We start from the raw sequence: 25,561 nt of genomic DNA, 5'->3' as shown, positions 1-25,561 counted from the left end.
CCACGTCGTGGCTCAGCGGATCAGCGCGTCAATGATGGTGCGTCCGGGTGGAACATGCGGCGGTACGCGGTCGGCGAGGTGCCGATCGCGGCCGTGAGGTGCTGGCGCATCGAGGCGGCGCTTCCGAAACCGGCTTCGGTGGCGACGCTGTCCATGGCCAGGTCCGTGGTTTCGAGCAGGCGCCGCGCGAGCTCCACCCGCTGGCGGGTCAGCCACTGGCCGGGCGTCAGGCCCACCTCGGCGCGGAAGCGACGGGAGAACGTGCGCACGCTCGTCCGCGCGTGCCGGGCCATCTCGGTGAGGGTGACGGGGCGGTGCAGGTTTTCCAGAACCCACTGGCGGGTCGGTGAGGTGGCCGAGTCGGCCGGCGCCGGAACGGGGCGGTCGATGAACTGGGCCTGGCCGCCCTCGCGCCAGGGCGGCACGACGCACTGGCGGGCGACCCGGTTGGCGACGTCGCTGCCGTGGTCGCGGCGCACCAGATGCAGGCACAAGTCGATGCCGGAGGCCACGCCGGCCGCCGTGAGCAGATCCCCGTCGTCGGTGAACAGCACGTCCGCGTTCACCCTGGTGGTGGGGAAGGTCCGCTGGAAATGGTCGGCGTTGTTCCAGTGGGTGGTCGCCGGACGGCCCTCGAGGAGCCCGGCCGCGGCCAGCACGTAGGAGGCCGTGCAGATGGACACGATCCGAGCGCCCGGCCGCAGCCGCTCGAGCGCGGCCTCGAGGCCGTCCGGTAGCCAGTCGCGGCTGCCCGCCGGCTCACACACGAACGGTGGCAGCACGAGCGTGTCCGCCGTGTCGAGCGCTTCCGCGCCGTGCTCGACGGCGACGGCGAAGTCGGCACTGGTTCGCACGGGCCGGCCGTCGAGGCTGCAGGTGATCACCTCGTACAACGGCCGTCCTGGCCCGTCAGCGGCGGTCCCGAAGATCCGGACCGGGATGCTGAGCTCGAACGGGTACACGCCGTCGAGCGCCAGAACCACCACACGATGCATGGCCAGATCCTGACACATGATGGCCTGACGGCCACTCGAAAGCCGGCGTCGCCTGCCACACAGTGGATCGCGCACAGGTCAAAAGCAGAGAGGCTTGCGGATGTACGCGATCGAGCAGCACCGCTTCGGCGGACCGGAAGTCCTCACCCTGGTGGACGTCGACCGTCCCGAGCCCGGACCGGCCGAGGTGCTGGTCCGCGTCCACGCCGCCGGTGTCAATCCCACCGACTTCTGGCACCGGGCCACCGGCGGGCTGGCCGGCCGCCCCGTACGGCTCGGCTGGGATCTTTCCGGCGTGGTGGAGGCCGCCGGAGTGGGCGCGGCCCTGTTCCGGCCCGGCGACGAGGTGTTCGGGGTGCCCGGCATCCGCAGCCCGCCGGCACGTACGCGGAATACGTCACCGTGCCGTCGCGGCACCTCGTCCGGAAACCGGCCGGTCTGTCCCACGTACAGGCGGCCGGTCTCGGTCTCGCCGGCTTGACCGCCTGGCAGGCACTCGTCGACGTCGCCGCCGTCAGCGCCGGCCAGCGGGTGTTGATTCACGGCGCGGCCGGGGGCGTCGGCCACCTGGCCGTACAGATCGCCAAGGCGCGCGGCGCGTACGTGATCGGCACGGCCCGGGCCGCCAAGCACGCCTTCATCAGATCCCTGGGCGTCGACGAACCCGTCGACTACCGCACCACGGACTTCGCCGACCACCTCCACGATCTGGACGTGGTGCTCGACCCCATCGGCGGCGAGTACGGGCCGCGGTCCCTGCGCACCCTCCGCCCGGGCGGCATCCTGGTCGCCCTGGCCTCGCCGGCCGAGGCCTACCTGGAGGAGGTGGGCGCCCAGCAGGCCAAACGAGCCCGCTTCATGATCGTCGAGGCGGACGCCGCCGGCATGACGTCCCTGGCCACCCTGGCCGACACCGGCCGCCTCCGGGTCGAGGTGGCTTCGGTGCTGCCCTTGAAAGACGCCGCCGAAGCCCACCGCCTCGGCGAACAAGGCCACCTGACGGGCAAAATAGTTCTCACACCCTGACACACAGGCCGGAATCTCCCGGTGAGCTCGCGAATGGACGGTGACCGCCGCGCTTGGTCGTTCTGCCGCATTCAGTGCCGGGTCGAGGCGAGCGTCCAGTTCGGCGGTCATGGCCGCGACCGCCGCCTGCGAGTCGACGGCGGCCGGCAGTTGCTGGACAGCGTCCCGGCAAGCCGGCACAGCGCGCCATTCGCCCGTAACGCCCTCGTACGTCCGGCCGCCTGGTGGCCAGCGGTCACGACGATCGCAGGTCTGGGGTCTCCGAGCCTGCCCAGCACGAACTGAGCGGGCGGCCCGCGAGGGACCGTCAGTGGGGGAGGGAGCCGCCGGCCAGGACTATGACGACGCCGGCGGTGGCGGCCGCCAGCAAGGTGAGGACGGGGCCCCGGCGCAGGAGCAGGGTCAGGACGGCGGCGCCGGCCAGGACGGCGTACTGCCAGGGCTCGGTGAGGGCTCGGATCAGCGGGACCGTCGAGCCGAGGATGGCGCCGATGGCGGCCGGGGCCGCGCCGTCGAGGAAGGCGCGGACGCGGGGGTTGGCGCGTAGCTGGTCGAAGCGGTGGGCGCCCAGCAGGATGAAGGCGAACGACGGGCCGAACGCCACGGCCGCGGCCAGCAGGCCGCCGGTCAGGCCGGCGGCGGCGTAGCCGACCACCGCGACCGTGTGGACGACCGGGCCGGGGGTGATCTGGCCGAGGGCCACGGCGTTCAGGAACTCGGCGTCGGTCATCCAGTGGTAGTGGTCGACGGCGTCGGCCTGCATGAGCGGGATGATGACGAAACCGCCGCCGTACGACAGGGCGCCCACCTTGAGGGCCACCCAGGCCAGGGAGAGCAGCACGCCGCCGCCGAGCCCGGTCGCGGCCAGCAGGGTGAGCGAGTGCGGCGGCCGGCCGGCCCGCGGCGCCGGGCTCGCGTCTCGGGGGCGCTGGGCCAGGACCTCGATGACGCCGCAGGCGATGAGCAGCAGGACCAGCCACGGGCCGACGGTGGCCGCGGCGGCGGCGCCCAGAAGCAGGTAGGCAGCCCAGCGGCGGCGGCTGCTCTGCACGGCGGCGCGCTTCCAGCCCGGTGGCATCAACGCGGTGCCGGCCTGGGCGGCGACCGCGGCCACGGCGGCGCCCGCGCCGGCGCCGGCGGCCACCACCCAGGTCGGTGGGTTGCCCAGGAACAGGGCGGACAGGGCCAGGATGGCGATCAGGCCGGGCAGGATGAAGGCGGCGCCGCCGACCAGAGCGCCGGGGCGGCCCCGCACGCGCCAGGCGCAGAAGATGGCCAGCTGGGTCGAGGCGGGGCCGGGCAGCAGGTTGCAGGCGGCGATGGCGTCCTCGAACTCCTGCGCGGTCAGCCACCGGCGCTCGTCCACGCAGAGCTTGCGGAGCAGGGCGATGTGGGTGGGCGGGCCGCCGAAGCCGACGCAGCCGATGCGGCCCCACTCGCGCAGGACCGTCGTCAGGGACGCCCGGTGCATTCAGGTGCCGGCCGGCTGGAAGAGCTCGACCGGGTTGCCGGCCGGGTCGTCCAGGACGATCTGCCGGCCGCCGGGGCCGCTGACCACGTCACTGCGGAAGACCACGCCGTCGGCGCGCAGCCGGGTCACCTCGGCGTCGATGTCGTCGACCAGCAGATGGATGCGGTTCCAGCCGCCCGGTGCCGGCTTCCGGCCGTCCGGCATGGCGCGGCCGGCCGAGCTGGCCGGGCCGGAGAGCAGCAGGCGCAGGTTGCCGCGCAGCACGTCGGCGAAGGCGGGCGGGAACGTGGTGTTCACGGTGAAGCCGAGGTGACCGGTGTAGAAGTCGATCGCGGCCTGAACGTCGTCCACCAGGTAGCGGACGTGCACTGTCGAGTCGGTCATGACGCCTCCTCGCGTCGTGATGAGCGAGCGATGGTGTGCCGGAGGAAGGTGATGCGGGACGTGAGCTCGTCGGCGACGAGTTCGAAGTCGGGGAGACCGGCGGGCTCGGGCATGCTCCAGTGGGCGCGGCGAGCGGGGCCGGGGAACTCGGGGCAGACCTCCTTGACCCGGTCGCACAGGGTGATGACGAAGTCGAAACGTTCGCCGGTGAACTCGCCGAGATGTTTGGGGCGGGCCGCGGACAGGTCGAGGCCGCGGGCGGCCATGACGGTCACGGCGTGCGGGTGGATCGGTTTGGGGCGGCTGCCGGCGCTGTACGCCTCGACGGCGCCCCCGGTGTGATGCCGGAGCAGGGCCTCGGCCATCTGGGAGCGCGCGCTGTTACCCGTGCACAGGAACAGGACCCGCCCGGAGCCGGCGGGCGGGGTGGGCGGCGGCGTCAGCGACAGCGCCGGGTGAAGGGCGGCCCCGGCGCCGGCCAGCAGGGCCGAGCACCGGGTCAGGTCGAGCGAGTAGTACGTGTCGCGGCCGTCGGCGCTGCTGCGCCGGGCGGTCACCAGGGCCGCCCGGCGCAGCTTGCCCAGGTGGTACGACACCAGGTTCTGCGGCTGGCCGAGCCGCGCCGTCAGCTCGCGCACGGCCAGGTCGCCGCCCGCCAGTTCGCTCAGCAGCCGCCACCGCACGGGATGACCGGCGGCGAGGAGGAACGAGGGCGGCGTCACGCCCGCAGATTACATCAAATCAATTTGATGCAATAGCGCTGGCCGAGCCGACCAGCTGGAAGATGGTCACGCCGGGACCCTGGTAGAAGACCTTCCAGTCGGACGAGGCGCGCAGGGCCGTCTCCAGCGACTGCGCCGCGTTGTCCGGCTCGGTGCCGAAGTAGTCGGTGTAGTCGTCCATGGCGTCGCTGACCACCAGGTAGTTCGTCTTGTAGTTCATCGCCCGGATGTACTGCTCGATGTCCGGCAGCCGCTCGCCGCTGATGCTGTTGGTGAACAGCGGGTCGCCGACCAGCGAGATGTCGACCGACACGTGGCCCTTGTTGAACGAGCCGTAATTTCCCTCGAGCTTTGTCGGGAAGTTCGGGGCGAGAAGGATCAGGCCCGAGTCCGGTTCGGCGTGCTCGTAGAAGTAGTCCGCCGCCACGATGTCCGTCGCCCGTACCTGATGCACGTAAAGCTGCCCCTGAAGCCCCTGGAGCCCGGCCAGCAACAGTGCCGCCATCAGCAGGCCCGACAGGATCATGGCCGGGACGCCGCGCCGGCCCTTCCCCGCCCAGAGCAGGCCGACCAGCAGACCCACGAAGGGCAGCGAGAACGCGAAGACCCGGTAGATCGCCTCGCCGCCGTAGTTGCCGCCGGCCAGCGTGGCCATCGGGGCGAAGCCGAGAACGACCGGGATGAGGACGCGGCCGACCTTCTTGCGGGTGAGGAAGACCGCCAGCAGCGCCGCCGCCCACAGGCCGATGGCCAGGACGCGGGACACCAGCGCCGAGAACTCCTGCTCGGGCGTGCCCCAGTTCTGCGCGTTGCCGCCGGCGTTGGACAGGAAGTCGAGGCTGAACAGCGTGTACTCGCTCGCCACAGAGACCAGGCGGGGGCCGATGAAGACGACCGCGATGGCGATCAGGCCGATCGTGAACAGGCGCGGGCGCACGATGCCGAGCACGGTCAGGATGATCACCGGGATCATCATCACGACCGGGGTGAGCTGGTGGGACACCACGATCGCGCCGTACAGGCCGGCCGCGCCGAGGCCGGCCCAGAGCCGGGTGCGCTTGTCGGTCGCCATCGCGTCCGGCATGCCCCGGACGAGCCAGCGGCGCAGCCGGTCGACGCGGCCCGTGGGCTCGCCGTCGAACGTCGGCACCACGATCAGCCAGCGGACCACGATCAGGAAGAAGGCCAGCATGAGCGGGAAGACGAAGGCCTGGGGCGAGAAGTAGCCGATGTCCACCCACATCGTGGCCTGGAAGAGGAACACCCCGACCGCGATGATGCGGCGGTCGCGGGTGAACTGGCGCAGCAGCGCGGCCGTGATGACCGAGGTGACCAGCGCGAAGAACAGCGAGGACCAGGCCGAGAAGGAGATCGCGTCGACGCCGGAGACGTGCGAGATCATCGCGACCACGGCGAAGAAGCCGGGCCACTGCTGGTAGATGTCGCTGCCGCTGATCAGGTGGCCGTTGTCGCGGATCAGGTCGACGACGCCGATGTGCTTGTAGGTCCAGGCGTACTCGGTCGTCCCGTCGAGCAGCGGCACCGTGGCCTGCATGATGACCGGGATGATGACCAGATGGGCGGCCATGACGTACGGGCGGGCCCGGCCGAACAGTTCGACAGCGAAACCGAGCAGCAGCAGCACCGCGCCGATCACGAAGGGCACGCCCAGGGCGGCCGTGAACCCGTACAGCCCGACCTGGTCCGGTTGAAGCGCGACCAGCGCCAGGATCCAGAGGCCGAGCCCGGCGGCCATGGTGAAGAACGGCAGCGCACCCAGCACTTGGCCGTTGTCGACGCGCTCGATCGGCGTGCCGGCGCCGCTGGGCGGGACCGAGCGAAGGCGGAAGTACTGAACGGCCGACCCGATGAGCGAGGCTCCGGCGAGAACACCGAGCCAGACGTACGGCTGCCAGACGTGCAGCCAGAGCGGGACCACCGCGACGAAGGTCGTGACCGCGAGGCTGCCGGCCATCGACAGCGCCCAGGAGATGAGGCGGCCGCGCGTGTTCGCGACCGACATGATCGCGGCGCCGGGGCCGAGCAGGACGAAGAGCACGAGCAGCGCGACCGCGGCGGGACCGCCGGCCGCCAGGCCGAGCAGGCCGATCGCCGACGCGATCATGCCGGCCGCCGCGAACTCGCGCCGGTGGTCGGTTCCGGCGCCGGCGTCGATGGTGGTCGTGCGCTCCAGCACCCGGTCCGCCGGGCCGCCGGTGGTGATCACCGGGGCGGGCAGCATGCGGGTCTCCGACTGGTCGCCGGGACTGAGCGGGATGCGTACCGTCCGCTCGCCGACCTCCAGCCGGGTGGTGGCGTCCTGGTCGACGGAAGTGATCACCGTGGTGGTGTCGACGTCCGGCTGGTCCGAGCGCGGTTGCATTACTTTCGGGCCTCCGTGTGTTTCGTGGCGGCGCGCCGTCCCCTGAAGTACGCCCGGGGCCCCGCGAGCATGCCGCGGCGGTTGGCCGAGAGAAGCTCCCGGGGGAAATCGTCGCGCAGCGTGGCCGTCCGCGGGGTGTCCTTGCCGGTCATGTCCCGCAGCGCGTGCGGTGCGAGCCGCAGCAGCGGGAAGATCAGGCCGGGACGCTTCACGAGCAGGCTGGTGTACGCGGCCACGAGCCCCGTGCCGTATCCGACCATCTGCTTCTGGAGCCCCTGGTAGTCGCGGCGGTGGTAGTGCCGGGTGACCGCCGACGGCTGGTACACGATCGTGCCGCCGCTGAGCAGCACCTGGGTGAAGGCCAGGGTGTCCTCGGAGCCCATGGCCGGCGAACCGGCGCCGAGCGCGGTGTCCCACATGCCGATCCGCTCGATCACGCCGGGCCGGAAGGTCATGTTGGCGCCGGTGGCGAACGGCGGCAGCGGGTAGAGCGGGCTCTGCCGGTGTGCGGTGTGCGGGCCGAAGGTGTCGGGCGTGAAGCCGCGGCCCTTGCTGTGCCCGCCGAACTGCTCGAACCAGATCTGGGCCCGGGTCTCCAGCTCGGCCGGGACGATCACGCCGGAGATCACGTCGGCCTCGGGGTGGTCGTGCAGGGCGCGGGCGATCTCGGCCAGCCAGTTCTCGTCGGCCACCTCGTCGTCGTCGATCCAGGCCAGGATCTGCCCGGGCGCGGCCTTGGTGGCGGCGTTGCGGGCGTACGACAGACCGGCCCGCGGCTCCCGCAGGTAGTCGACCGGGCCGCGCCGGGCGGCCGCCCGGACCACCTTCTCGGTGGCGTCGGTGACCGGCGCGTTGTCGACCACGAGGACGCGGAAGCCCGGGTAGTTCTGGGCGAGCAGGCTGTCCAGGCACTGCGCGAGCATCTCGGGGTGCTCGCGCGTGCAGATCACGACCGTGATGTGCGGTGCCGTCGCCAGGATCCGCCGGCGGGAGGCGAGGAATTCCTCGCCGCGGGCGCGCTCGATCTCGCCGGCCAGCTCGGCCTCGATGGCGGCCGTCAAGGCGGCCGGGTCAAGACCTTCCTCCGGTACGTCGACGAGCACGGTGCCCAGCGGTTCCGTGTGCAGGCGGACCAGCACCCAGGCCTGCTCGGCCCGGCGGCCGTCGGGCTGGACGGCCGGCACGGCGGGCAGCGCCGTGGCCAGGTCGACGTCGAGGACGACGGCGGGGAGGGTGGCGGTGCTCATCGGGCGGGCTCCAGCTCGGCCTGGGGGCGCCGCTTGGCGGCGACCGTCTCGACGGCGCCGCCCCAACCGGCGGCCACGACACCGGCGACGATGCCGCCGGCGCGCAGGAACCCGCCGGTGCCGAGGTTGCGCAGCACGGCTTTCGGCAGGGACCACAGGTAGGACCGTTCGGCGCCGAGCGTCTCGCCGCCGTCGTGCAGTCCGGCCATCTGCACCTTGCCGCGCCCCTCGGCGTAGCAGCGGTGCACGAAGAAGGTGAAGGTCGAGCGCTGGGCCGGGACCTCGTGGCGGATCACGGCCCCCGGGACGTACATCCAGTGGCCGCCGTCGAGCGCGCTCATCCGCAGGCAGAGCTCGGTGTCCTCGGGGCGGTTGCGGTCGCCCAGCTTGCCGAACCCGACCCGGAAGCCGCCGACGGCGTCGAAGACCGAGCGGCGTACGACCATGCTGGCCGACCAGACGTTGCGGATGGGGGAGGTGACGGTGGGCATGCCCGCGTACGAGCCGCCGACCGCCCACAGGAACTCGTCGGGCATCCACCGCGGGCGCTCGTGCTCCCAGGCCGGCTCGATGCCGCCGCCGGTGCCGACGACCCGCGGGTCGGCGAACGGCGCGATCAGGTTCTCCAGCCAGTCGGGCTGGGCGGTGATGTCGTCGTCCATGAAGGCGACCAGCTCGGTGGTGGCGTGGAAGGCGCCGGTGTTGCGGTTGCCGGAGACACCCTTCGCGTACGCGTTCTCGAGCACCGTCACGCCGGGCAGGTCCCGCTGAACGCGGCGGAACAGCTCGGGGTTGTGGTCGACGACCACGATCACCTCGGCCGGCTCGAACCGTTGCGACCGGGCGCAGGCGATGGTCCGGACGAGGGAGGGCCAGCGTTGTTCGGTGTGCGTCGGTATGACGATCGACGTGGCGGGAAGGGGGGAAGGCACGGGAGCGTCTCCTGGGTCAGTCTTCGAGAACGGGGGTCTGCTTGATCTCCGCGCTGACCGCGCCGGCCTCGCGCCGGAGGGCGGGAGTGCTGTGCTGGTGGACGATCACGCCGTCCCGGCGGCGCAGGCCCTTGCCGGTGGAGACGCGCATCCGGCCGTACTCGCTGAAGATGGTCCGCAGGACGCGGAAACCGTCCCGGAAGGTGTTGAGATTGGTCTCGCCGTGGATGCGGCGGTGCTCGATGCTGCCGACCTCGCCGACCTTCATGCCGTCGACGGCGGCCCGGATGTTGATCATCGTCTCGATCTCGAACCCGTCGCCCCACAGCTTCGTGCCGTCGGTCGGCCGCGGCAGCCGGATGTCGGGGAGGTCCAGCACCGGTACGACGCTGCGCCAGAACGCGTTGTAGCCGTAGCAGAGGTCGGTGAACTTCGTGCCGAACAGGACGTTCACCACCAGGTTGAGCCCGTCGTTGCCGAGCTTGCGCAGCTTGGTGATGTCGTGGCTGAAGCCGCCGTGGTTGAAGCGCGAGCCCTTCACGAAGTCGGCGCCGGCCACCAGCTTGGCCACGAACAGCGGGATCTCGGCCGGATCGGTCGAGCCGTCGGCGTCGATCATCACGATGATGTCGCCCGTGCAGGCGGCGAAGCCGCAGGCGAGCGCGTTGCCCTTGCCGGTACGCGTCTGGTGCACCACCACCACGTCGGGCCGCAGCTCGCGAGCCACCGCGACCGTGCGGTCGACCGAGCCGCCGTCGACCAGGACCACCTCCGTGATGTCCGCCGGAAGCTTCGCGAACACGTGCGGCAGGTTGCGCTCCTCGTTCAGCGTCGGGATGACAACGCTCACGGTCGGTGATGTACGACCGTCACCCTTCGTATTGCTGACGGAGGACGAAATATCCATGTCGGTCCCTTCCGAGGGTGGCGGTGGCGGCAAGAGGCATAAGGTTCTCGCCTCTGTCGCACCACCGTAGCAAGCAGCTACAAAGCGTCAACTAGAAGAAAAGACAGTGCTATTACGGCTCTCTGTGTGGACGCTGTGAGGGAACTAGGTGCAATGAATACGCTCCGGCAACACCGGCCGATTCTCGTCCCATTGTTACCGTGAGTAATGGACGGTCGAGCCCCGCTGGGTACGGACCGTGTAAAACGGGCGTACTTCGCGGAAGCCCTCGGATCGCCCAGCGGGGTCGGTAATAAAAATTTCGGAATACATCGCGTGAAGCTGGTCACCGCATGGCGACATCACTGTCCGTGAAGGCTTGGTTGCGAGTCGGTTGCCGAGGTTCCGACACGGCGCCCCGGCAACCACGGGTGAGCGGATGATCCGGGTACTGTCCCGTAGGTTCCGAGCGCGATTACTTGTGGTGAGGCGATGAGCACTGATGAAGCCCTCTGTGTCTGCGGGCATCCGCGGCGGGCGCACGAGCACTATCGCCCCGGGGCCGAGTGCGCGCTCTGCGAGGCGGCGTCCTGCCCGCGTTTCCGCCGTGTGACGTGGTGGCGCCGGCTGCTCGGCCAGGGCTGAGCCGGTGCCTCGGAGGTGCGAATGCCTACTAGATCTGTAGGCTAAGTCTCACTTGCGACCCGCACGTGGGGAGAGACTGCCATGCCGCTGCCCGATTTTTTGATCGCCGGGGTGCCCAAGGCGGGAACGACAGCGTTGCACGCCGCCCTCGTTCAGCACCCGGAGCTGTTCCTGCCCGCGGTCAAGGAGCCGAAGTTCTTCCTCTCCGACGGGCCGCCGCCCACCACGGGCGGCCCCGGCGACGTCCAGACCTACCAGGAGCACGTCTGGCGCCAGGAGGAGTACGAGGCCCTGTTCGCTCCCGCGCCGGCGACCGCCAGGCTCGGCGAGGCGACGCCCTTCTACCTGTACGACCTGAAAGCGCACGAACGCATCAAGGCGCTCATCCCGTCGGCGCGGCTGATCGTCCTGCTGCGCGACCCGGTCGACCGCGCCCACTCGAACTGGACGCACCTCTGGAACGCGGGCCTCGAGCCCGAGGCCGACTTCGTCACCGCGTGCCGGGCCGAGGAGTCCCGCAAGGCGGCCGGCTGGGCCGGCTTCTGGCACTACGTCAGCCTCGGCAAGTACGGCGAGCAGGTGCGCCACCTCTACGAGCACTTCCCGCGTGAGCAAGTGCTGCTGATGCGCTACCGCGAGCTCAAGGACGACCCGGCCGCCGCGCTGGACCGGGTCTGCTCGTTCCTCGGCGTCGCCACCGGCGTGCTGACCTCCATCCCGCGCGAGAACGTCAACCGGCACGTGGTCGAGGACGACGACGTGAACCGGATCCTGCGCTATCTTCTGCGCACCGGCGGAACCTTCGGGCATCGCTTCCCGGTGCCGCTGCGGCTCGCCGCCCGGGGGCCGCTGCTCACGCTGCTGCACCGCAAGAAGGGAACCCGGCCGGTGACCACCCCGCACGAGCGGGCCGCTCTGCTGCCGTTGTTCGCCGACGACATCGCACTGCTCAGTGAGGTGACGGGGGAGAAGTACGACGACTGGCTGTCAGTCGGCCGACACGCGAACGCCGAATCCCCCTAATCTTGATAGATGATGCATACTTGCTCTGCCCGCTCGCGCCGAAGGAGTCGCCTTGACCACCGGAATCTCGATGCTGCCCCTGCCCCGCTGGGACGACTCCACCGTGGTGGTCGAGCCTCCGGGTGAGGAACCCGGCGCCTGGGCCGGAGCGCCCAGCTCGATCGTGGTCGGCGGGCGGTTCTACCTCGCCTACCGGCTGCGCCTGCCGATCGGCGAGGGCCGCGGCATCGCCAACGTGGTCGCCGCCTCCGACGACGGGATCACCTTCACGCCGGTCGTCGAGGTGACCAAGGAGCAGTTCGGGGCCGAGTCGCTCGAGCGGCCCGCCATCGTGCACACCCCGGACGGCCGCTGGCGGCTCTACGTCAGCGCCGCCACCCCCGGGACCAAGCACTGGCGGGTCGAGCTGCTCGAGGCCGGCACCCTGGCCGGTCTGGCCGCGGCGACGCCACGCACGGTCCTGGCCGGCGACGACACGGTGGGCGTCAAGGACCCGGTGCTGCACCACGACGAGCACGGCTGGCACCTGTGGGCGTCCGTGCACCCGCTGGAGAGCTGGGACGACGCCGACCGGATGACCACGGAGTACGCGACCAGCCTCGACGGCGTGCACTGGACCTGGCGCGGCACGGCGCTGGCGGGCCGGCCGGGACAGTGGGACGCCCGGGGCGTGCGGGTCTCCTCGGTGCAGGTCGTGGGCGACGAGATCACCGTCGCCTACGACGGGCGGGCCACCGCCGGCGAGAACTGGGAGGAGCGCACCGGCGTGGCGCGGGGCAGGCGCCGGGCCGACGGCAGCTTCGGCGAGCTCACGGCCGAGGACCGCGAGCCGCTGGGCAGCCCGCACGAGCCCCACGGCCTGCGCTACCTGAGCCTGGTCACGCTGCCGGACGGCCGCCAGCGCGTCTACTACGAGGCCACCCGGGCCGACGGGGCCCACGACCTTCGTACCGAATTGTTCTGATGTGGTGAGAGCGTGATCACGATCCACGGGGTCCGTCCCCTCGGATCGATCTTGATGCTCTACCTTCGTGAGTGACGCCAGGTGTGCGCGGTAAACGGCCGCACCGTCGATGTCGGGGCCGCCCCCACAAGGGGCGGCTTCGGCATTTTCCGGCCACTGCACCCGTACGGCAACCAAGGTTTTCCTGTCCTGGACCCGGACCCCGCCGATGGGGCCCACCGCTCGGCACCCTCCGACGGTTCAGGAGAGATCAGTGGTTCTGGCAACGGCTTCGAAACAACAGTTCATCGAGTCGGGATGCGACGTCACCGACCCCCGGATCCTGGTCGCGGACGACGACGAGGACATCCGCGAGATCGTCGTGATGAAGCTCGTGGCCGCCGGCTACAACGTCATCACCACCGACAACGGCAGCAGCGCCCTGCACCTGGTCCAGGCCGAACAGCCCGACATGGTGATCCTGGACGTGGCGATGCCCGGCATGGACGGCCTCAGCGTCTGCTACGAGCTGCACTCGAAGGCGGCCACCGCGCAGATCCCGGTCCTGATGATGAGCGGCCGCGACCGCCCCCTCGACATCGACCTGGGCCTCACCGTGGGCGCCGACGACTACCTGGTCAAGCCCTTCAACCCGGCCGAGCTGGTCCGCCGGGTGCGCTGGCTGCTCATGGCCAACGCGGACTGAGCGCCCGCAGGAACGCGGTCAGCGCCTGCCGGTACGGCTCGACGGTGGTGAGGTCCGCGTACTCGCTCGGACCGTGCTGCCCGTCGCCACCCGGCCCGAAGATCACCGCGTCGATCCCCCGCGCGTAGTAGAAGCGGCCGTCGGCCGCGCCGTGCTTGCGCAGCAGCGTCCCCGGGAACCCGGCGTCCCGGACGACCTGCCGCAGCAGCCGGACGTCCTCACTACCGGGATCGGCGCGGTGCGGCGCCCCGAGCGCCCGCACCTCGGCCTCGATCCCGGTGACCGCGCGCAGGTGCTCGGCCACCTGCTCCCGTGTCCGGAGGTTGAAGTCGGCGTCCTCCGGCGGGAAGCGGATGTCGACCCAGGCCTCGGCGTCGGCCGGCACCTGGTTGACGGCCTGGTTGCCGGTCTCGATCCGGGCCACGTTCGCCGTCGTACGCCAAGCCTCCGCCACCGGTGACGGATAGCGTTCCAGCAGCCGCCGCACCCCCTCCACCACGGCCAGGACGGCGTTGTCACCCAGCCAGGGGTACGCGGCGTGCGCGGCCCGGCCGGTCGCCCGGAGCCGCACGTGGGCCAGCCCCTTCGACTCGGTGACGACCTCGAGCCGGCTCTGCTCACCGATCACCACGAACCCCGCCCGTACCCCCGCCTCGACCTGATGCCCGGTGCCGTCGAACCCGCCCACCTCCTCGTCGGTGACGAGCTGAAGACCGATCGGGTACGGAACCTCGCGCGCGACCTCGCGGAACACGGCCGCCATCACGACTGCCGCGAGCTTCATGTCCTGAGCACCCCGCCCGTACAGCCGCTCGCCCTCGCGCCTCGGCCGGAACTGCTCGTCGGCGCCCGGCACCACGTCGAGGTGGGCGTTGAGCACGACCCGGAAAGGCCCGCTCGAACCTTCGGTACGCACCAGCGCGCTCGGTTTGCCGTTCGACGTGAACCGCTCGACCGCGAACCCCGGGCCGGCCACGCCGAGCACCAGGTCGAGCGCCCGCCCCAGGTCGGCCGGCCGGTCGGCGGTCGACCGCACGGCGATGAGCTCGGCCGCCAGGTCCACGAGGTCTTCCATGGCCCCTATCCTGCCCCTACTGATGGCGGCCCGGATGACCGTGGAAGAGCGGGCAGCGGCCGTCGCCGTGCTCGGCGGCGCACAGCGGCATCGGGTTGATCTCGGAGGCGGTCAGCGACCACCGCACCCACCAGCCGGTGCCGCCGACCTGCTGGGCCAGGCCGGCGTGCGGGCCCGGATGAGGATGTTCCAGCTCGCAGTGCAGCACCGGGTCGAGGCCGTGGCCCGGCGGTGGCAGCCGGTTCAGCCAGCCCACCTGGGCATGGTCGAGCTCGATCCGGGCCGGGCAGCGGCTCGCGTCGGCGGCGGCCAGGCTGGTCACATAGGTGCCGGCGCCCTTGCGGGAGGCGACCAGGCCCTCGGTGCGCAGCAGGCGCAGGGCGCTCTGGATGGTCGCGCGGGCCACCTGGTGCTCGGAGGCCAGGACGTGCTCGGACGGCAGCTTCCCGCCCACCGGCAGGTGGCCGGTGACGATCTCGTGGCGGATCTCGGCGGCGATCTGCTGATACGGCGCGAGGATGTCGACGGTCGGCATTACTGGACTCTGCGTTGACTGGTCAGGTGCGGACAAGTACGCAGGCGCGTTCCGGTTGCGCGATCCGGACAACCATCGGGTCAGCGGCGGTGAGCCGCGCATCACGCGTTTCAGAAGGTGAAAAGACGAGGTGAGGGGTGGCACAGTAACGCGGTCGTGGCGTTTTCGTCCTCCGTGCGACGGGTACCGCCGACCAAAGATCAGTGGGGATGGTGGGGTGAAGATGCGGACGCTGGGCGGGCGCTATCAGCTCGTGCGACGGATCGGCGTCGGCGGCATGTCCGAGGTGTGGCGCGGACACGACCAGGTGCTCGACCGGCCCGTCGCGGTGAAGATCATGGCTCCGGCCGTCGAGGGAACCCTCGGCCAGGTGGGCGTCGACCTGGTGCGCACCGAGGCCCGCTCGGCGGCCCGGCTGGCACACCCGAACGTGGCCGGCGTGCACGACTTCGGCACGTCACCCGCCGTGGGCGAGGGGCGCGACGTCCCGTACATCATCATGGAACTGGTCGAAGGCCAGACGCTCGGCGCGCACATCGCCGCCGGCCCGATCGACTGGCGCATCGGGGTGCGCATCTGCGCCGAGGTGGCGGCCGCGCTGGCCGCCGCCCACGCCGAGAAGGTGGTGCACCGCGACATCAAGCCCGGCAACGTCATGCTGACCCCCGCCGGCGCGAAGGTCCTCGACTTCGGCATCGCGGCCGCGGTGGGCAGCCACGACCCCGACCCGGACGGCCCGGTCATGGGAACCCCCGCCTACGTGGCCCCCGAACGCTTCGAGGGCTGCCCGGCCACGCCGGCGTCGGACATGTTCGCCCTGGGGGTGCTGCTCTACCTGTGCATAGCCGGCCACCTGCCGTGGCGGGCCGACACCCCGACGGAACTGATACACGCCCAGCGCTACAACGACCCCATCCCCCTGCCCGAGGCCGACGGCCTGCCCCAGGAGGTGGTCGACCTCTGCTCCCGCTGCCTCGACCGCGACCCGGACCACCGCCCGACCGCCCTGGTGGCGGCCCTGCTGCTGGCCGAGGCCGTCGACGCCCGCGTCTACGTACCCATGCAGGACCTGGAGCCGTCCCCGGCCCGCCCCCGAGTCTCCCCGTGGGACACCCAGGCCGCCGAGGCCCCCACCTCAGTGGCCGTCCCCATGGACGAGGAACGAGCCGGCCGCCACCGCGCCGACTAGCCCAGCCGTGCGTCAGTCGAGATGGTCGGCCGGGCTGGTCTGCAGGAGCCATGCCAGGGGCATCTTGGCGCGTTCGGCGTATGTGGCGTCAGCGGAGAGTTGGTACAGCGTCACGGTGTGAGCGTCGTCGCGATCGACGACCCAGTACTGAGGTATGCCGGCGATGGCGTATTCGCGGCGCTTGGTGACCTCGTCCATCGCCTCCGAGCCGGGCGAGACGATCTCGATGACGAGGAGCAGGTCGGTGACCGCCAGCCAGACCGCTCGTGGTGGCGGCTTGCTCCAGACGCTGAGGTCGGGGATCCGCCCACCGTCCTGTCCGGTTCCTGGAACGCGGACACCCGCGACCTGGAGAATCTGTTCAGGCGGCCAGCCCGCCACGAGTAGCCAGGCAAAGAGCCGACTGGCGATCTGCGCGTGCTCTGAGTCCGCGGGCGGCATGACGGACAGCACTCCCTCGGGGCTGGTCTCGTATCGGTGACCGTTCGGATCCGCGGCGTTCATCGCCGCCAGGTCGTCGAGCGTCACCATGGCGGGCATGTGCATGCCGACGGTCTCCGCGCTCATGTGCCTATCGTACGAGACCAGCGTCCGTTGTTCTGGGTCAGCCGCTGCGGGGGACTACCACCACGGGGAGGCGAGCGCGGCGGATGAGGCGGGTGGAGACGCCGCCCAGGAGGACTCGGCGGGCGGGGCCGTAGCCTCGGGAGCCGCAGAAGAGGACGTCCACCTCGGTCAGGGTGGCCAGCTTTTCGACCACGTCGCCGGACTCGACGCGCCAGTCGGTGTGGGCGTGGGGTACGGACTCGGCGGCTCGGGACAGGGACAACTCGTACGTTTCGCGGGCCGTGTCGAGGAAGGCCCGCTCGGCGTCGTCGCCCACGAGGAACGGCAGGGACGCGTCGGCCTCGGCCACCACCGTGTAGAGACGCAGTTCGGCGCCCGTTCGGGTGGCCATCAGGGCCGCCTCCTCCAGGGCGCGGCGGCCGTCGGGGGTGTCCACGTAGGCCACGCCTATGCGGCCGAGCTTGCCCAGCGGGGTGGCCAGGCCGGCCGGGGCCACCGCGACCGGGCAGAGCGTGCCGGCCAGCAGGCGTTCGGCGGTGCTGCCGCCCGCGCCCACCACCAGCACCGAGGCCGCCTCCTGTTCGGCCAGGTCGTGCAGGCCGTGTGCGGCCGACGAGGACGCGATCAGGCGGTAGTCGACCTCCGTCGTCGTGCCCTCGAGGGCGGTGCGGGCTCCGTCGAGCACCCGGGTGGCCGCCCGGTGCCGGTCGGCCACCCACTCCGCGTCGACGCGGCCCGAGCCCAGGGCGGCCGGGGCCGGGTGCACCACGGCCACGATCAGGGGGACGCCCAGCGTCTGCGCCGTCCAGCTCGCCAGGGCCAGCGCGGCGGCGCCGGACTCGCCGCCGTCGTATCCGGTGACGACGGGGCCGGTCATCTCGGGCCTCCCTCGCCGGGGCCGGAGCCGGAGTCAGGGCCGGAGCCGGAGTCAGGGCCGGAGTCGGAGTCGGAGTGCTGGTCGCGGGCCCAGCCGGGTGTGGCGCGCGCCTCGGTGCGCAGGCGGGAGTTGCGGTAGCCGTACAGCCAATAGATGACCATGCCGATGGCGAGCCAGACGATGAACCGGATCCAGGTGTCCACGGGCAGGTCGGTCATCAGGTAGACGGCGAACGCGATGCCGAGCAGCGGCAGCACCGGCGACCACGGCACCCGGTAGGGGCGCGGCATGTCGGGGCGGGTCCGGCGCAGGACGATCACGCCGATGTTGACCAGGACGAAGGCGAACAGGGTGCCGATGTTGACCAGCTTGACGATCTCGCTGAGCGGGACCAGCGCGGCCAGGATCGCGATCAGCACGCCGAGCACGATGGTGAGCCGGGCCGGTGTGCCGTACCGCTGGTTGACCTGGGCCAGGCGCTGGGGGAGCAGGCCGTCGCGGCACATGGCGAAGAAGATGCGGGTCTGCCCGTACATGATGACCAGGACCACGCTGGTGATGGCGACGACCGCGCCCAGCGCGAGCACGGCCGCGGCCCAGCTGATGCCGGCGCCCTGGTCGAGGGCGGCGGCCAGCGGGGCGTCGCTCTCCTTCATCTGGTCGGGGGAGGCGATGCCGAGCGCGCCGACCGCGGTCAGCACGTAGAACAGCGTGCAGATCAGCAGCGAGCCGATGATGGCCAGCGGCAGGTCGCGTTCCGGCTTGCGGGCCTCCTCACTGCCGGTGGAGACCGCGTCGAAGCCGATGTACGCGAAGAAGATGACCGCCGCCGCCGATGTCACCCCGTCCACGCCCTCGGGGGCGAACGGCTGGAAGTTGCCGGTGCCGAAGTTGGCGAAGGCGACGACGATGAAGAACAGCAGCACGGTCAGCTTGATGACGACCATCACCAGGTTGACCCGCGCGCTCTCGGTGACGCCGCGGACCAGCAGCAGGGTGATGGCCAGGACCACGAACACGGCCGGCAGGTTGAAGACGCCGCCGTCCTCGGGGGACTTGGCGATCGCGTCCGGCAGGGCGACGCCGAACGCGGAGTCGAGGAAGGCGTTGAGGTTGCCGCCCCAGCCGACCGCGATGGCCGCGACCGACACCCCGTACTCCAGGATCAGGTCCCAGCCGATGATCCAGGCGACCAGTTCGCCCAGGGTGGCGTAGGTGTACGTGTACGCGCTGCCGGCCACCGGGATCGACGAGGCCAGCTCCGCGTAGGACAGCGCGGAGAACGTGCAGGCGACCGCGGCGAGCACGAAGGACAGGATGACCGCCGGTCCGGCGATCCCCGCCCCCTCGCCGATCACCACGAAGATGCCGGTGCCGATGATCGCGCCGACACCCATGGCGGTCAGTTGTGTCGCGCCGACCGCTTTCTTGAGTCCGTGACCCTCCTCCGCCGTCTCGGTGATCAGGGAGCGTACGTCTCTGACCGCGAAGATGCCCGGCCGTCCCGAAGTCGTCGCCATACCGCGTTCACCTCCCGTTATCACTATCCGCCGATGTAACGATGTGCCTACTGACTGTGGTCCGCAACTCAAGGACACGCACCGGGTGTCCGCTGTGGTGCCGGAAACACGCGGCAGCCTGCGAGGGTCCGTTCCCCCGGGGTACGGTGTGGCCACGGGAAAGAGAGGTTCTCTGCCATGGGCGAGGCGGTCATGACGACGCGGCGGCAGGCGGACGGCGCGATCGTCGTCGACGTCCGTGGCACCCTCGACGCGGCCACCGTCGGCGCCCTCCGCGAGATCCTGCTCGGCACCCTGCAGCGCGAGCGGCCGGTCACCCTGGTGGTCGACCTGACCTTCGTCACCTTCATGGACTCGCAGGGCATCGGCACCCTCGTCACCGGCCACAACGCGGCCCGCGAGGTCGGCACCCGGTTCATCCTGCGCAACCCGAGCGAGTTCGTGCACCGCCAGTTGCGCGTCACCGGCCTGACCGAGATGTTCGGCCTGCCCCCTTCTTCCTCACCGACGCAGACCTATACGCCCTGAGCGTTTAAAGTGCGTTCATGGAGCGCTCGGCCGGCCGTGAACCCGACTGGCTGAGCATGCCCGCGGCCGCCGGCCGCTGGCACGACCTCGACGTCAAGGCGCCGCAGCTCGGCGCCGTGCTCGCCGTGCGGGTCTGGGCGCCCGCCCAGGACACCGATCGCGTACTGGTCGTCCACGACGGGCCCGACTACGACCGGCACGCCGGGCTGGGCCGCTACGTCGCCTCCTCGATCACGGCCGGGCGGATCCTGCCCTGCCGGCTCGTCCTGCTGCCCGCCGGCGACCGCCTCGAGTGGTACGCGGCGTCACCCGCGTACGCCCGCAGCCTGGCCACCGAGATCCTGCCCCAGGTGGCCGACGGCCCGGTGGTGGGCATCGGCGCCAGCCTGGGCGCGCTGGCCATGCTGCACTGCCAGCGGCGCCATCCGCCGGCGTTCACGGGGCTGTTCCTGCAGTCCGGCAGCTTCTTCCAGCCCCGGTTCGACAAGCAGGAGTCCGGTTTCGCGCGCTGGCTGCGGATCGTCCGGTTCACCGGGCGGGTGCTGCGGGCCTCCGGCGGGCCGGCGACGCCGGTGCCGGTGGCGATGACCTGCGGGCGCGGCGAGGAGAACCTGGCCAACAACCGCAGCATGGCCGCGGCGCTGCGATCGCAGGATTATCCGGTCGCGTTCGCGGAAAACGAAGGTGGTCATGATTGGCCCGCGTGGCGGGACGCCCTGGATCCGCACCTCACCGCACTGCTGAACGGGCTTGAGAGGAGCCGCAGTGGCTGACGTCGAGCACACCATCGGACTGTTGCTGGGAACCGAGGACGACTGGCCGCGCGCCTACGAGGCGCTGCTGCGGCGGATCGGCACGATCACCGGGCCGGACGGCAAGACGCACCGGGTCAACGCGGAGCGGGTCACGATCGAGCCGTTCAACCTGCGCTACGAGCCGCGGCACGAGCTGGTGATCGACCGGCTCGCGTACTGGTACTACCACCCGCGCGAGTGGCTCAAGAAGATCGCGCTGATGGACGACGTGTACCTGCTGAACAGCCCGTTCACCTTCCAGTCGATGGAGAAGCACGCGGCGTACTGCGCGATGATGCGGCTCGGCCTCAAAGTGCCGGAGACGGTCCTGGTGCCGTACAAAAACCCTTTGGACAACAGCCGGTACGCGTACACGGCCGCCCGCTACAACCAGCCCTTCGACCTTGACCGTACGGCCGAGCAGGTCGGCTATCCGCTCTACATGAAGCCGTACGACGGTGGCGCCTGGGTCGGCGTCTCCAAGATCCGCAACCCGGACGAGCTGCACGCCGCCTACGACGCGTCGGGGGAGCGGCTCATGCACCTGCAGTCCTCGGTCGAGGGGTACGACGTGTTCGCGCGCTCGCTGAGCATCGGCCCCGAGACGATGGTGATGAAGTTCCGGCCCGACCAGCCGATGCACGCCCGCTACGAGGTCGACCACAGCTTCCTCTCGGCCGAGGTCGGCGACGAGGTGGTGACCATTTCACGGCTGGTCAACGCGTTCTTCCGCTGGGAGTTCAACTCCTGCGAGACTTTGGTACGCGGTACCGATGCGCACCCGATCGACTACGCCAACGCCTGCCCCGACGTGGCGATCACCTCGCTGCACTACTACTTCCCGTGGGCGATGGCCGCCCTGGCCCGCTGGACCACCTACTGCGTCGTCACGGGTCGCCGCCCCCGGCTCGACACCGACACCGCCGCCTATTTCGAGATCTCCGACGACGATTCCCTGTCGTACGCCGAGAAACTGGGCGAATATCGACGGCTCGCCGACGCGTACTTCGAGGTCGACCGCTACCAGGACTTCTGCGCCACCTATCTGGGGCACGTGGACGAGATCGTCAACGACTGGGTCTCGTCCGAGGAGTTCCGGTCGCTGCTGCGCGAGACGGTCCGCGCCACCTATCCGGTGCACGAGCACGAGAGGTTCCTCGCACACTTCGGGGGCCTGATCGACGCCTGGCAGCGCGATCATGTCGTACCCCCGGCCTAATGTTTGAGCGTGCAGATCCGCATCGAGGGACACGACCTGCCCGGCGCCCGGCCCGGGTCTTCCGCGCTGCGGCTGGCCAACGTCCATGTCGGGGTCCAGCGCAAGGCCGTGGCCGAGCTTCTGGTCCCGGCCTGGGCGCCGTCGGCGACGTGGGAGATCACCGTCGACGCGCGCGAGGTCGACGATCTGCTCGACGTCGGCGGGCCCTGGGTGCACGGCCGCCCGGGCGCCCGGTTCCTCTATCTGACCTGGGGAAACGTGGTCGGAGACACCTTCGAGATGTTCCGGCGGGCGAAACTCATGTTCGGCGAGGTGCCGACGGCGGTGCTGCGGGCGGCGTACGAGGGAAAGCTCTTGACCGGCTCCTTGGGGTTGACCGACGCCCACGGTGACCCGGTGTGCGCGCGGGTGCGGCCCGACTGGAGCGTGGCGTGACCGCCGTCGCCCAGGCCACCGTGCGGGTGCTGCACGGGTTCGTCGCGCGCGACGGCTCGTTGGGGCTGTGGGGCGAGTCCTCCGACCGGGCCGCGTTCGCCCTGCCCGCCTCCGCGCTGCCGGCCGGCGACCCGCGGCCACCGGTCACGCTGGTCCTGCCCTCCACCAGCGCCGGTCCGCTGCCCTCACCCCAGCTCGGCCTGCCGCCCCGGCGCGGCACACCCCGGCTGCGGGCCTGGACCGTGCCGGCGGTGACCGTGCCGTTCCTCGACGACGACCTGGCCGACTCGTGGGACGGGCGGCTCGGGTCGTCGGTTCTCTGGCTCGTCGAGCTGTGCGCGTTCGCGGCCGACCTCGTGCGGCGCGGGCGGGTGTTGCCGGCGGTCCACCCGCACGGGCCGGTCGCGCGCTGGCGGCCCGTGCTCACCGGCTTCGACGCGATCCACCACGCCGACCTGCTGCGCCGGCTGCCGGCGGCGGCCCGGGCCGAGCGGTCCCGCCCCGGCGACGTGGCCGGGCTGCCGGCGCCGGACGCGCTGGCCGCGGCGCTCGACCGCCTCGTCGACGGCCTGGTGCGGACCCGGCTGGCCGAGGCCGGCGTGCGGATCGGCGACGGATGGCTGACCGCGCTGACCGACGACCCCCGGTTCGTGGCCGCGCCCGCGCTCGCCGACGACCTGGCCGACAAGCTCGACGCCTGGTATGCGGGAGCCGTCTCCGGCGCGGCCGTGCGGCTGTGCTTCCGGCTCAGCCACGTCACGCAGGAGGGCGCGGAGCCCGACGCGGTGAACCCGGCCGGCACGCCGCCGCGCGAGGCCTGGCTGCTGGAATTCCTGCTCCAGGCCGTCGACGAGCCGAGCGCCCTGGTCACGGCGGCCGACATCTGGCACGACTCGTACGCGCCGCTGCGCCGCTGGACCCGGCACCCGCAGGAGAGACTGCTCGGCGGGCTCGGCCGGGCGGCCCGGCTCTACCCCGACCTCGAGGCGGCGCTGCGCGTCCCGCGGCCGGTCGACATGGTCCTCGACACCGAACAGGCCCACCGGTTCCTCAGCCACGCGGCCGTGCTCGAGGAAGCCGGGTACGGCGTGCTGCTGCCGGCCTGGTGGCGGCAGCGGCCCGGGCTCGGCCTCGGGCTCAACCTGCGGCCCCGCGAGGCGGTGCCGGCGGTGCTGCGCGACCAGGCGGCCGACCTGGGCCACATGGTCGACTACAACTGGGGGCTGGCCCTCGGCGGCGAGATGCTCACCGAGGCCGAGGTGACCGACCTGGCCCGGGCCAAGGTGCCGCTGGTGCGGTTGCGCGGCCGGTGGGTCTACCTCGACGCGGAACGGCTCGACGCCGGGCTGCGGTTCCTGGCCCGCGGCGGCGGCACGATGACGGCCGGCGACGCACTCCGGACGATCAAGCTGCTGCCGCCGGAGGAACTGCCGCTCCCGGTCACCGCCACGGCCGGGTCCGGGTGGATGGCCGACCTGCTCTCGGGCGACCTCGAACACCGGCTCACCCTGCTCGACCCGCCGCCGGCGCTGGCCGGCTCGCTCCGTCCGTACCAGATCAGGGGTTTCTCCTGGCTGGCGTTCCTGGACGGCCTCGGGCTGGGCGCCTGCCTGGCCGACGACATGGGCCTCGGCAAGACCGTGCAGTTGCTGGCCCTGCTGCTGCACCGGCGGTCCGGGCCGGCGCTGCTGATCTGCCCGCTGTCGGTGCTCGGCAACTGGCAGCGCGAGATCGCCCGCTTCGCGCCCTCGCTGAGCGTGTCAGTGCTGCACGGCGCCGACCGCGACGTCGCGCCGGACACCGACATAGTCCTGACGACGTACGCGACGGCGGTGCGCGACGCCGACCGGCTGGCCGCGGTGCAGTGGGACCGGGTGGTGCTCGACGAGGCGCAGAACGTCAAGAACAGCGCGGGGGCGGGAGCGAGGGCGGTACGGCGCTTCCCGGCCCGGGTGCGCATCGCGCTGACCGGCACGCCGGTGGAGAACAGGCTGGCCGAACTCTGGTCGATCCTCGACTTCGTCAACCCCGGCGTGCTCGCCTCGGCGCACACGTTCCGCGCCCGCTTCGCCGTCCCGATCGAGCGGTACGCCGACGAGGAGGCGGCGTCCCGGCTGCGCCAGGCCACCCGGCCCTACCTGCTGCGCCGCGTCAAATCCGACCCGATCATCGTCGATGAACTGCCCGACAAACGCCACGTACGCCACCTGTGCGGGCTGACCGGCGAGCAGAGCACGCTCTACAAGGCGATCCTCGAAGAGATGACGACCAGGCTCGACGAGTCGACCGACCGCTGGAACAAGGGCATCGTGCTGGCCGGCATGACGAAGCTGAAACAGGCCTGCGTCCACCCGGCCCTGCTGCTGGGCGACAACTCACCGCTGCCCGGCCGCTCCGGCAAGCTCGAACGCCTCGAGGAGATCGTCGACCAGGCCCTCGGGCGGGGCGAGAGCCTGCTGTGCTTCACCCAGTTCGCCCGCTTCGGCTCGATGCTGACGCCCCACCTGGCCGCCCGTTTCGGCGTGCCGGTGCGCTACCTGCACGGCGGCACACCCCGGGCGGCCCGCGACGAGATGGTGGCCGCGTTCCAGGCGGACACCCACCCCGGCGTCTTCGTCCTGTCCCTGAAAGCGGGCGGCACAGGCCTCAACCTGACAGCGGCCAACCACGTGGTCCACGTCGACCGCTGGTGGAACCCCGCCACCGAGGAGCAGGCGACCGACCGAGCCTTCCGCATCGGCCAGAGCCGCGACGTCCAGGTCCACACCCTCGTCTGCCTGGGCACCCTGGAGGAACGCATCGACCGCCTGCTGGCCGACAAGGGCGTCCTGGCCGCGCGGGTCGTCGGCAACGGCGAGGGCTGGCTGACCTCCCTGTCCACCACCGAACTGCGGGACTTGCTGATCCTCGCCCCGGAGGCGATCAGTGACTGACTCCCGCACCTACGACCTCCCCGGCGCCCACCCCCTCGCGTCCGCCGTCACTGGTCCTCATTCCCTCGCGCTCGGGGCCGTTGACCCTCATTCCCTTGCGCTCGGGGTCGCTGGTCCTCATTCCCTTGCGCTCGGGGTCGCTGGTCCTCATTCCCTTGCGCTCGGGGTCGCTGGCCCTCATTCCCTCGCGTCCGGCGTCGCTGATCCTTACTCCCTCGCGCTCGGGGTTGTTGGCCCTCGTTCCCTCGCGTCCGGCGTCGCCGACCCCCACCTCCTTGTCCTTGCTGGGCCGACGCCCGCCTTCTTCCCTGCGCGGCTGGTCCTCCGCCCGCGCCCTTTCCGCCTGTCCTTCACGTGCGTCGCTTCGCGTCTGCGCCGCCTGTCCTTCACGTGCGTCGCTTCGCGTCTGCGCCGCCTGTCCTTCACGTGCGTCGCTTCGCGTCTGCGCCGTCGGCCCTTCACGTGCGTCGCTTCGCGTCTGCGCCGCCGGCCCCTTACGCGCGTCCCTTTGCGCCTGCGGGGTCGG

The 25,561-nt window shown here is 71.3% G+C and carries 26 protein-coding genes; 12 read left to right on the top strand and 14 right to left on the bottom strand.

What is annotated here, in order from left to right:
* Positions 1-20: 20 nt before the first annotated feature.
* Positions 21-995 (bottom strand): GlxA family transcriptional regulator, encoded by a 975-nt coding sequence (locus tag ACGFJ7_RS32405; RefSeq protein WP_392645545.1) that lies wholly within the window; start codon positions 993-995, stop codon positions 21-23.
* Between the two features lie 100 nt (positions 996-1,095).
* Here ACGFJ7_RS32405 and ACGFJ7_RS32400 point away from each other — a divergent pair, with 100 nt between their 5' ends.
* Together ACGFJ7_RS32400 and ACGFJ7_RS32395 are read left to right on the top strand one after the other, a co-directional pair.
* Complete coding sequence (locus ACGFJ7_RS32400) at positions 1,096-1,476, top strand: alcohol dehydrogenase catalytic domain-containing protein (protein ID WP_392645712.1); 381 nt, start codon at positions 1,096-1,098, stop codon at positions 1,474-1,476.
* Complete coding sequence (locus tag ACGFJ7_RS32395; RefSeq protein ID WP_392645543.1) at positions 1,473-2,021, top strand: NADP-dependent oxidoreductase; 549 nt, start codon at positions 1,473-1,475, stop codon at positions 2,019-2,021. The genes ACGFJ7_RS32400 and ACGFJ7_RS32395 overlap by 4 nt, the downstream gene beginning before the upstream one ends.
* Positions 2,022-2,328: 307 nt before the next feature.
* On the opposite strand, the gene chrA is transcribed toward ACGFJ7_RS32395, so the two are convergent.
* From chrA to ACGFJ7_RS32360, 7 genes are read right to left on the bottom strand one after another with little or no spacing between them, the layout of a single operon-like run.
* Positions 2,329-3,492, bottom strand: coding sequence for a chromate efflux transporter (gene chrA / locus ACGFJ7_RS32390; protein WP_360253368.1), 1,164 nt, complete (start codon positions 3,490-3,492; stop codon positions 2,329-2,331).
* Positions 3,493-3,876: a VOC family protein gene (locus ACGFJ7_RS32385; RefSeq protein ID WP_360253366.1), complete on the bottom strand. Its 384-nt coding sequence runs from the start codon at positions 3,874-3,876 to the stop codon at positions 3,493-3,495.
* Entirely contained in the window at positions 3,873-4,598 is a 726-nt protein-coding gene (locus ACGFJ7_RS32380; RefSeq protein WP_360253364.1) for a MarR family transcriptional regulator, read from the bottom strand. Before ACGFJ7_RS32380 ends, ACGFJ7_RS32385 begins: the two co-directional genes overlap by 4 nt.
* Positions 4,599-4,617: 19 nt before the next feature.
* Positions 4,618-6,981 carry a hypothetical protein gene (locus tag ACGFJ7_RS32375; RefSeq protein ID WP_360253362.1) on the bottom strand — a complete coding sequence of 788 codons (2,364 nt, stop codon included), beginning with the start codon at positions 6,979-6,981 and terminating at the stop codon, positions 4,618-4,620.
* On the bottom strand, positions 6,981-8,228 hold the full coding sequence (locus ACGFJ7_RS32370; RefSeq protein WP_360253360.1) for a glycosyltransferase family 2 protein: 1,248 nt from the start codon (positions 8,226-8,228) through the stop codon (positions 6,981-6,983). Before ACGFJ7_RS32370 ends, ACGFJ7_RS32375 begins: the two co-directional genes overlap by 1 nt.
* The gene (locus ACGFJ7_RS32365; protein ID WP_360253358.1) at positions 8,225-9,160 is read right to left on the bottom strand and encodes a glycosyltransferase family 2 protein; all 936 of its coding nucleotides are present in this window, start codon (positions 9,158-9,160) and stop codon (positions 8,225-8,227) included. The genes ACGFJ7_RS32370 and ACGFJ7_RS32365 overlap by 4 nt, the downstream gene beginning before the upstream one ends.
* A 16-nt stretch (positions 9,161-9,176) precedes the next feature.
* Positions 9,177-10,010: a glycosyltransferase family 2 protein gene (locus ACGFJ7_RS32360; protein WP_360253356.1), complete on the bottom strand. Its 834-nt coding sequence runs from the start codon at positions 10,008-10,010 to the stop codon at positions 9,177-9,179.
* Positions 10,011-10,538: 528 nt separating this feature from the next.
* On the opposite strand from ACGFJ7_RS32360, the gene ACGFJ7_RS32355 reads away from it, so the two are divergent.
* From ACGFJ7_RS32355 to ACGFJ7_RS32340, 4 genes are all read left to right on the top strand, one after another.
* Complete coding sequence (locus ACGFJ7_RS32355; protein WP_360253353.1) at positions 10,539-10,691, top strand: hypothetical protein; 153 nt, start codon at positions 10,539-10,541, stop codon at positions 10,689-10,691.
* Between the two features lie 81 nt (positions 10,692-10,772).
* On the top strand, positions 10,773-11,714 hold the full coding sequence (locus tag ACGFJ7_RS32350) for a sulfotransferase (protein ID WP_360253351.1): 942 nt from the start codon (positions 10,773-10,775) through the stop codon (positions 11,712-11,714).
* Between the two features lie 52 nt (positions 11,715-11,766).
* Positions 11,767-12,678, top strand: coding sequence for a hypothetical protein (locus tag ACGFJ7_RS32345; RefSeq protein WP_392645539.1), 912 nt, complete (start codon positions 11,767-11,769; stop codon positions 12,676-12,678).
* 253 nt (positions 12,679-12,931) lie between these two features.
* A complete protein-coding gene (locus tag ACGFJ7_RS32340; RefSeq protein WP_360253347.1) occupies positions 12,932-13,363 on the top strand; it encodes a response regulator in 432 nt (143 codons plus the stop codon).
* Here ACGFJ7_RS32340 and ACGFJ7_RS32335 read toward each other — a convergent pair.
* Both ACGFJ7_RS32335 and ACGFJ7_RS32330 read right to left on the bottom strand, forming a co-directional pair.
* Entirely contained in the window at positions 13,344-14,438 is a 1,095-nt protein-coding gene (locus ACGFJ7_RS32335) for a M20 family metallopeptidase (RefSeq protein ID WP_392645538.1), read from the bottom strand. The genes ACGFJ7_RS32340 and ACGFJ7_RS32335 overlap by 20 nt on opposite strands.
* A gap of 16 nt (positions 14,439-14,454) precedes the next feature.
* Positions 14,455-14,973, bottom strand: coding sequence for a winged helix-turn-helix domain-containing protein (locus ACGFJ7_RS32330; protein ID WP_360253343.1), 519 nt, complete (start codon positions 14,971-14,973; stop codon positions 14,455-14,457).
* Between the two features lie 223 nt (positions 14,974-15,196).
* Here ACGFJ7_RS32330 and ACGFJ7_RS32325 point away from each other — a divergent pair, with 223 nt between their 5' ends.
* Positions 15,197-16,162, top strand: a complete 966-nt coding sequence (locus ACGFJ7_RS32325; RefSeq protein ID WP_360254016.1) for a serine/threonine-protein kinase — start codon at positions 15,197-15,199, stop codon at positions 16,160-16,162.
* Between the two features lie 12 nt (positions 16,163-16,174).
* Here ACGFJ7_RS32325 and ACGFJ7_RS32320 read toward each other — a convergent pair whose 3' ends face one another.
* Genes ACGFJ7_RS32320 through ACGFJ7_RS32310 form a run of 3 tightly spaced genes read right to left on the bottom strand, consistent with a single transcriptional unit; the run spans position 16,175 to position 19,126 of the window.
* Entirely contained in the window at positions 16,175-16,729 is a 555-nt protein-coding gene (locus ACGFJ7_RS32320) for a Uma2 family endonuclease (RefSeq protein ID WP_392645536.1), read from the bottom strand.
* Positions 16,730-16,766: 37 nt separating this feature from the next.
* Entirely contained in the window at positions 16,767-17,606 is an 840-nt protein-coding gene (locus ACGFJ7_RS32315; RefSeq protein WP_360253339.1) for a universal stress protein, read from the bottom strand.
* Positions 17,603-19,126, bottom strand: a complete 1,524-nt coding sequence (locus ACGFJ7_RS32310) for an amino acid permease (RefSeq protein ID WP_392645534.1) — start codon at positions 19,124-19,126, stop codon at positions 17,603-17,605. The genes ACGFJ7_RS32315 and ACGFJ7_RS32310 overlap by 4 nt, the downstream gene beginning before the upstream one ends.
* Positions 19,127-19,303: 177 nt before the next feature.
* On the opposite strand from ACGFJ7_RS32310, the gene ACGFJ7_RS32305 reads away from it, so the two are divergent.
* The 5 genes from ACGFJ7_RS32305 to ACGFJ7_RS32285 are packed head-to-tail and all read left to right on the top strand — an operon-like array spanning position 19,304 to position 25,035.
* On the top strand, positions 19,304-19,654 hold the full coding sequence (locus ACGFJ7_RS32305; RefSeq protein ID WP_360253335.1) for an STAS domain-containing protein: 351 nt from the start codon (positions 19,304-19,306) through the stop codon (positions 19,652-19,654).
* A gap of 17 nt (positions 19,655-19,671) precedes the next feature.
* Positions 19,672-20,427: an alpha/beta hydrolase gene (locus tag ACGFJ7_RS32300; RefSeq protein WP_392645532.1), complete on the top strand. Its 756-nt coding sequence runs from the start codon at positions 19,672-19,674 to the stop codon at positions 20,425-20,427.
* Positions 20,420-21,667: a RimK family alpha-L-glutamate ligase gene (locus ACGFJ7_RS32295; protein WP_392645531.1), complete on the top strand. Its 1,248-nt coding sequence runs from the start codon at positions 20,420-20,422 to the stop codon at positions 21,665-21,667. Before ACGFJ7_RS32300 ends, ACGFJ7_RS32295 begins: the two co-directional genes overlap by 8 nt.
* A gap of 9 nt (positions 21,668-21,676) precedes the next feature.
* Positions 21,677-22,102, top strand: a complete 426-nt coding sequence (locus ACGFJ7_RS32290) for a DUF5990 family protein (RefSeq protein ID WP_392645529.1) — start codon at positions 21,677-21,679, stop codon at positions 22,100-22,102.
* Positions 22,099-25,035: a DEAD/DEAH box helicase gene (locus ACGFJ7_RS32285; protein WP_392645527.1), complete on the top strand. Its 2,937-nt coding sequence runs from the start codon at positions 22,099-22,101 to the stop codon at positions 25,033-25,035. The genes ACGFJ7_RS32290 and ACGFJ7_RS32285 overlap by 4 nt, the downstream gene beginning before the upstream one ends.
* Here the strand turns inward: ACGFJ7_RS32285 and ACGFJ7_RS32280 are convergent.
* Entirely contained in the window at positions 25,025-25,306 is a 282-nt protein-coding gene (locus ACGFJ7_RS32280) for a hypothetical protein (RefSeq protein WP_392645526.1), read from the bottom strand. The genes ACGFJ7_RS32285 and ACGFJ7_RS32280 overlap by 11 nt on opposite strands.
* Positions 25,307-25,561 lie beyond the last annotated feature (255 nt).

Origin of the sequence: Actinoplanes sp. NPDC048988 (genome assembly GCF_043197815.1) — a bacterium.
Lineage (GTDB): Bacteria > Actinomycetota > Actinomycetes > Mycobacteriales > Micromonosporaceae > Actinoplanes.
Note: the sequence above shows the minus strand (reverse complement) of the source record. Positions and strands in the feature narration are given on the sequence as shown.

What these genes read in the sequence shown, in the direction of transcription:
- ACGFJ7_RS32375 (WP_360253362.1), bottom strand. Translation starts at nt 6,981, where the DNA reads ATGCAACCGCGCTCGGACCAGCCGGACGTCGACACCACCACGGTGATC.
- ACGFJ7_RS32335 (WP_392645538.1), bottom strand. Translation starts at nt 14,438, where the DNA reads ATGGAAGACCTCGTGGACCTGGCGGCCGAGCTCATCGCCGTGCGGTCG.
- chrA (WP_360253368.1), bottom strand. Translation starts at nt 3,492, where the DNA reads ATGCACCGGGCGTCCCTGACGACGGTCCTGCGCGAGTGGGGCCGCATC.
- ACGFJ7_RS32305 (WP_360253335.1), top strand. Translation starts at nt 19,304, where the DNA reads ATGGGCGAGGCGGTCATGACGACGCGGCGGCAGGCGGACGGCGCGATC.
- ACGFJ7_RS32370 (WP_360253360.1), bottom strand. Translation starts at nt 8,228, where the DNA reads ATGAGCACCGCCACCCTCCCCGCCGTCGTCCTCGACGTCGACCTGGCC.
- ACGFJ7_RS32400 (WP_392645712.1), top strand. Translation starts at nt 1,096, where the DNA reads ATGTACGCGATCGAGCAGCACCGCTTCGGCGGACCGGAAGTCCTCACC.
- ACGFJ7_RS32405 (WP_392645545.1), bottom strand. Translation starts at nt 995, where the DNA reads ATGCATCGTGTGGTGGTTCTGGCGCTCGACGGCGTGTACCCGTTCGAG.
- ACGFJ7_RS32355 (WP_360253353.1), top strand. Translation starts at nt 10,539, where the DNA reads ATGAGCACTGATGAAGCCCTCTGTGTCTGCGGGCATCCGCGGCGGGCG.
- ACGFJ7_RS32310 (WP_392645534.1), bottom strand. Translation starts at nt 19,126, where the DNA reads ATGGCGACGACTTCGGGACGGCCGGGCATCTTCGCGGTCAGAGACGTA.
- ACGFJ7_RS32325 (WP_360254016.1), top strand. Translation starts at nt 15,197, where the DNA reads ATGCGGACGCTGGGCGGGCGCTATCAGCTCGTGCGACGGATCGGCGTC.
- ACGFJ7_RS32330 (WP_360253343.1), bottom strand. Translation starts at nt 14,973, where the DNA reads ATGCCGACCGTCGACATCCTCGCGCCGTATCAGCAGATCGCCGCCGAG.
- ACGFJ7_RS32320 (WP_392645536.1), bottom strand. Translation starts at nt 16,729, where the DNA reads ATGAGCGCGGAGACCGTCGGCATGCACATGCCCGCCATGGTGACGCTC.
- ACGFJ7_RS32385 (WP_360253366.1), bottom strand. Translation starts at nt 3,876, where the DNA reads ATGACCGACTCGACAGTGCACGTCCGCTACCTGGTGGACGACGTTCAG.
- ACGFJ7_RS32300 (WP_392645532.1), top strand. Translation starts at nt 19,672, where the DNA reads ATGGAGCGCTCGGCCGGCCGTGAACCCGACTGGCTGAGCATGCCCGCG.
- ACGFJ7_RS32350 (WP_360253351.1), top strand. Translation starts at nt 10,773, where the DNA reads ATGCCGCTGCCCGATTTTTTGATCGCCGGGGTGCCCAAGGCGGGAACG.
- ACGFJ7_RS32315 (WP_360253339.1), bottom strand. Translation starts at nt 17,606, where the DNA reads ATGACCGGCCCCGTCGTCACCGGATACGACGGCGGCGAGTCCGGCGCC.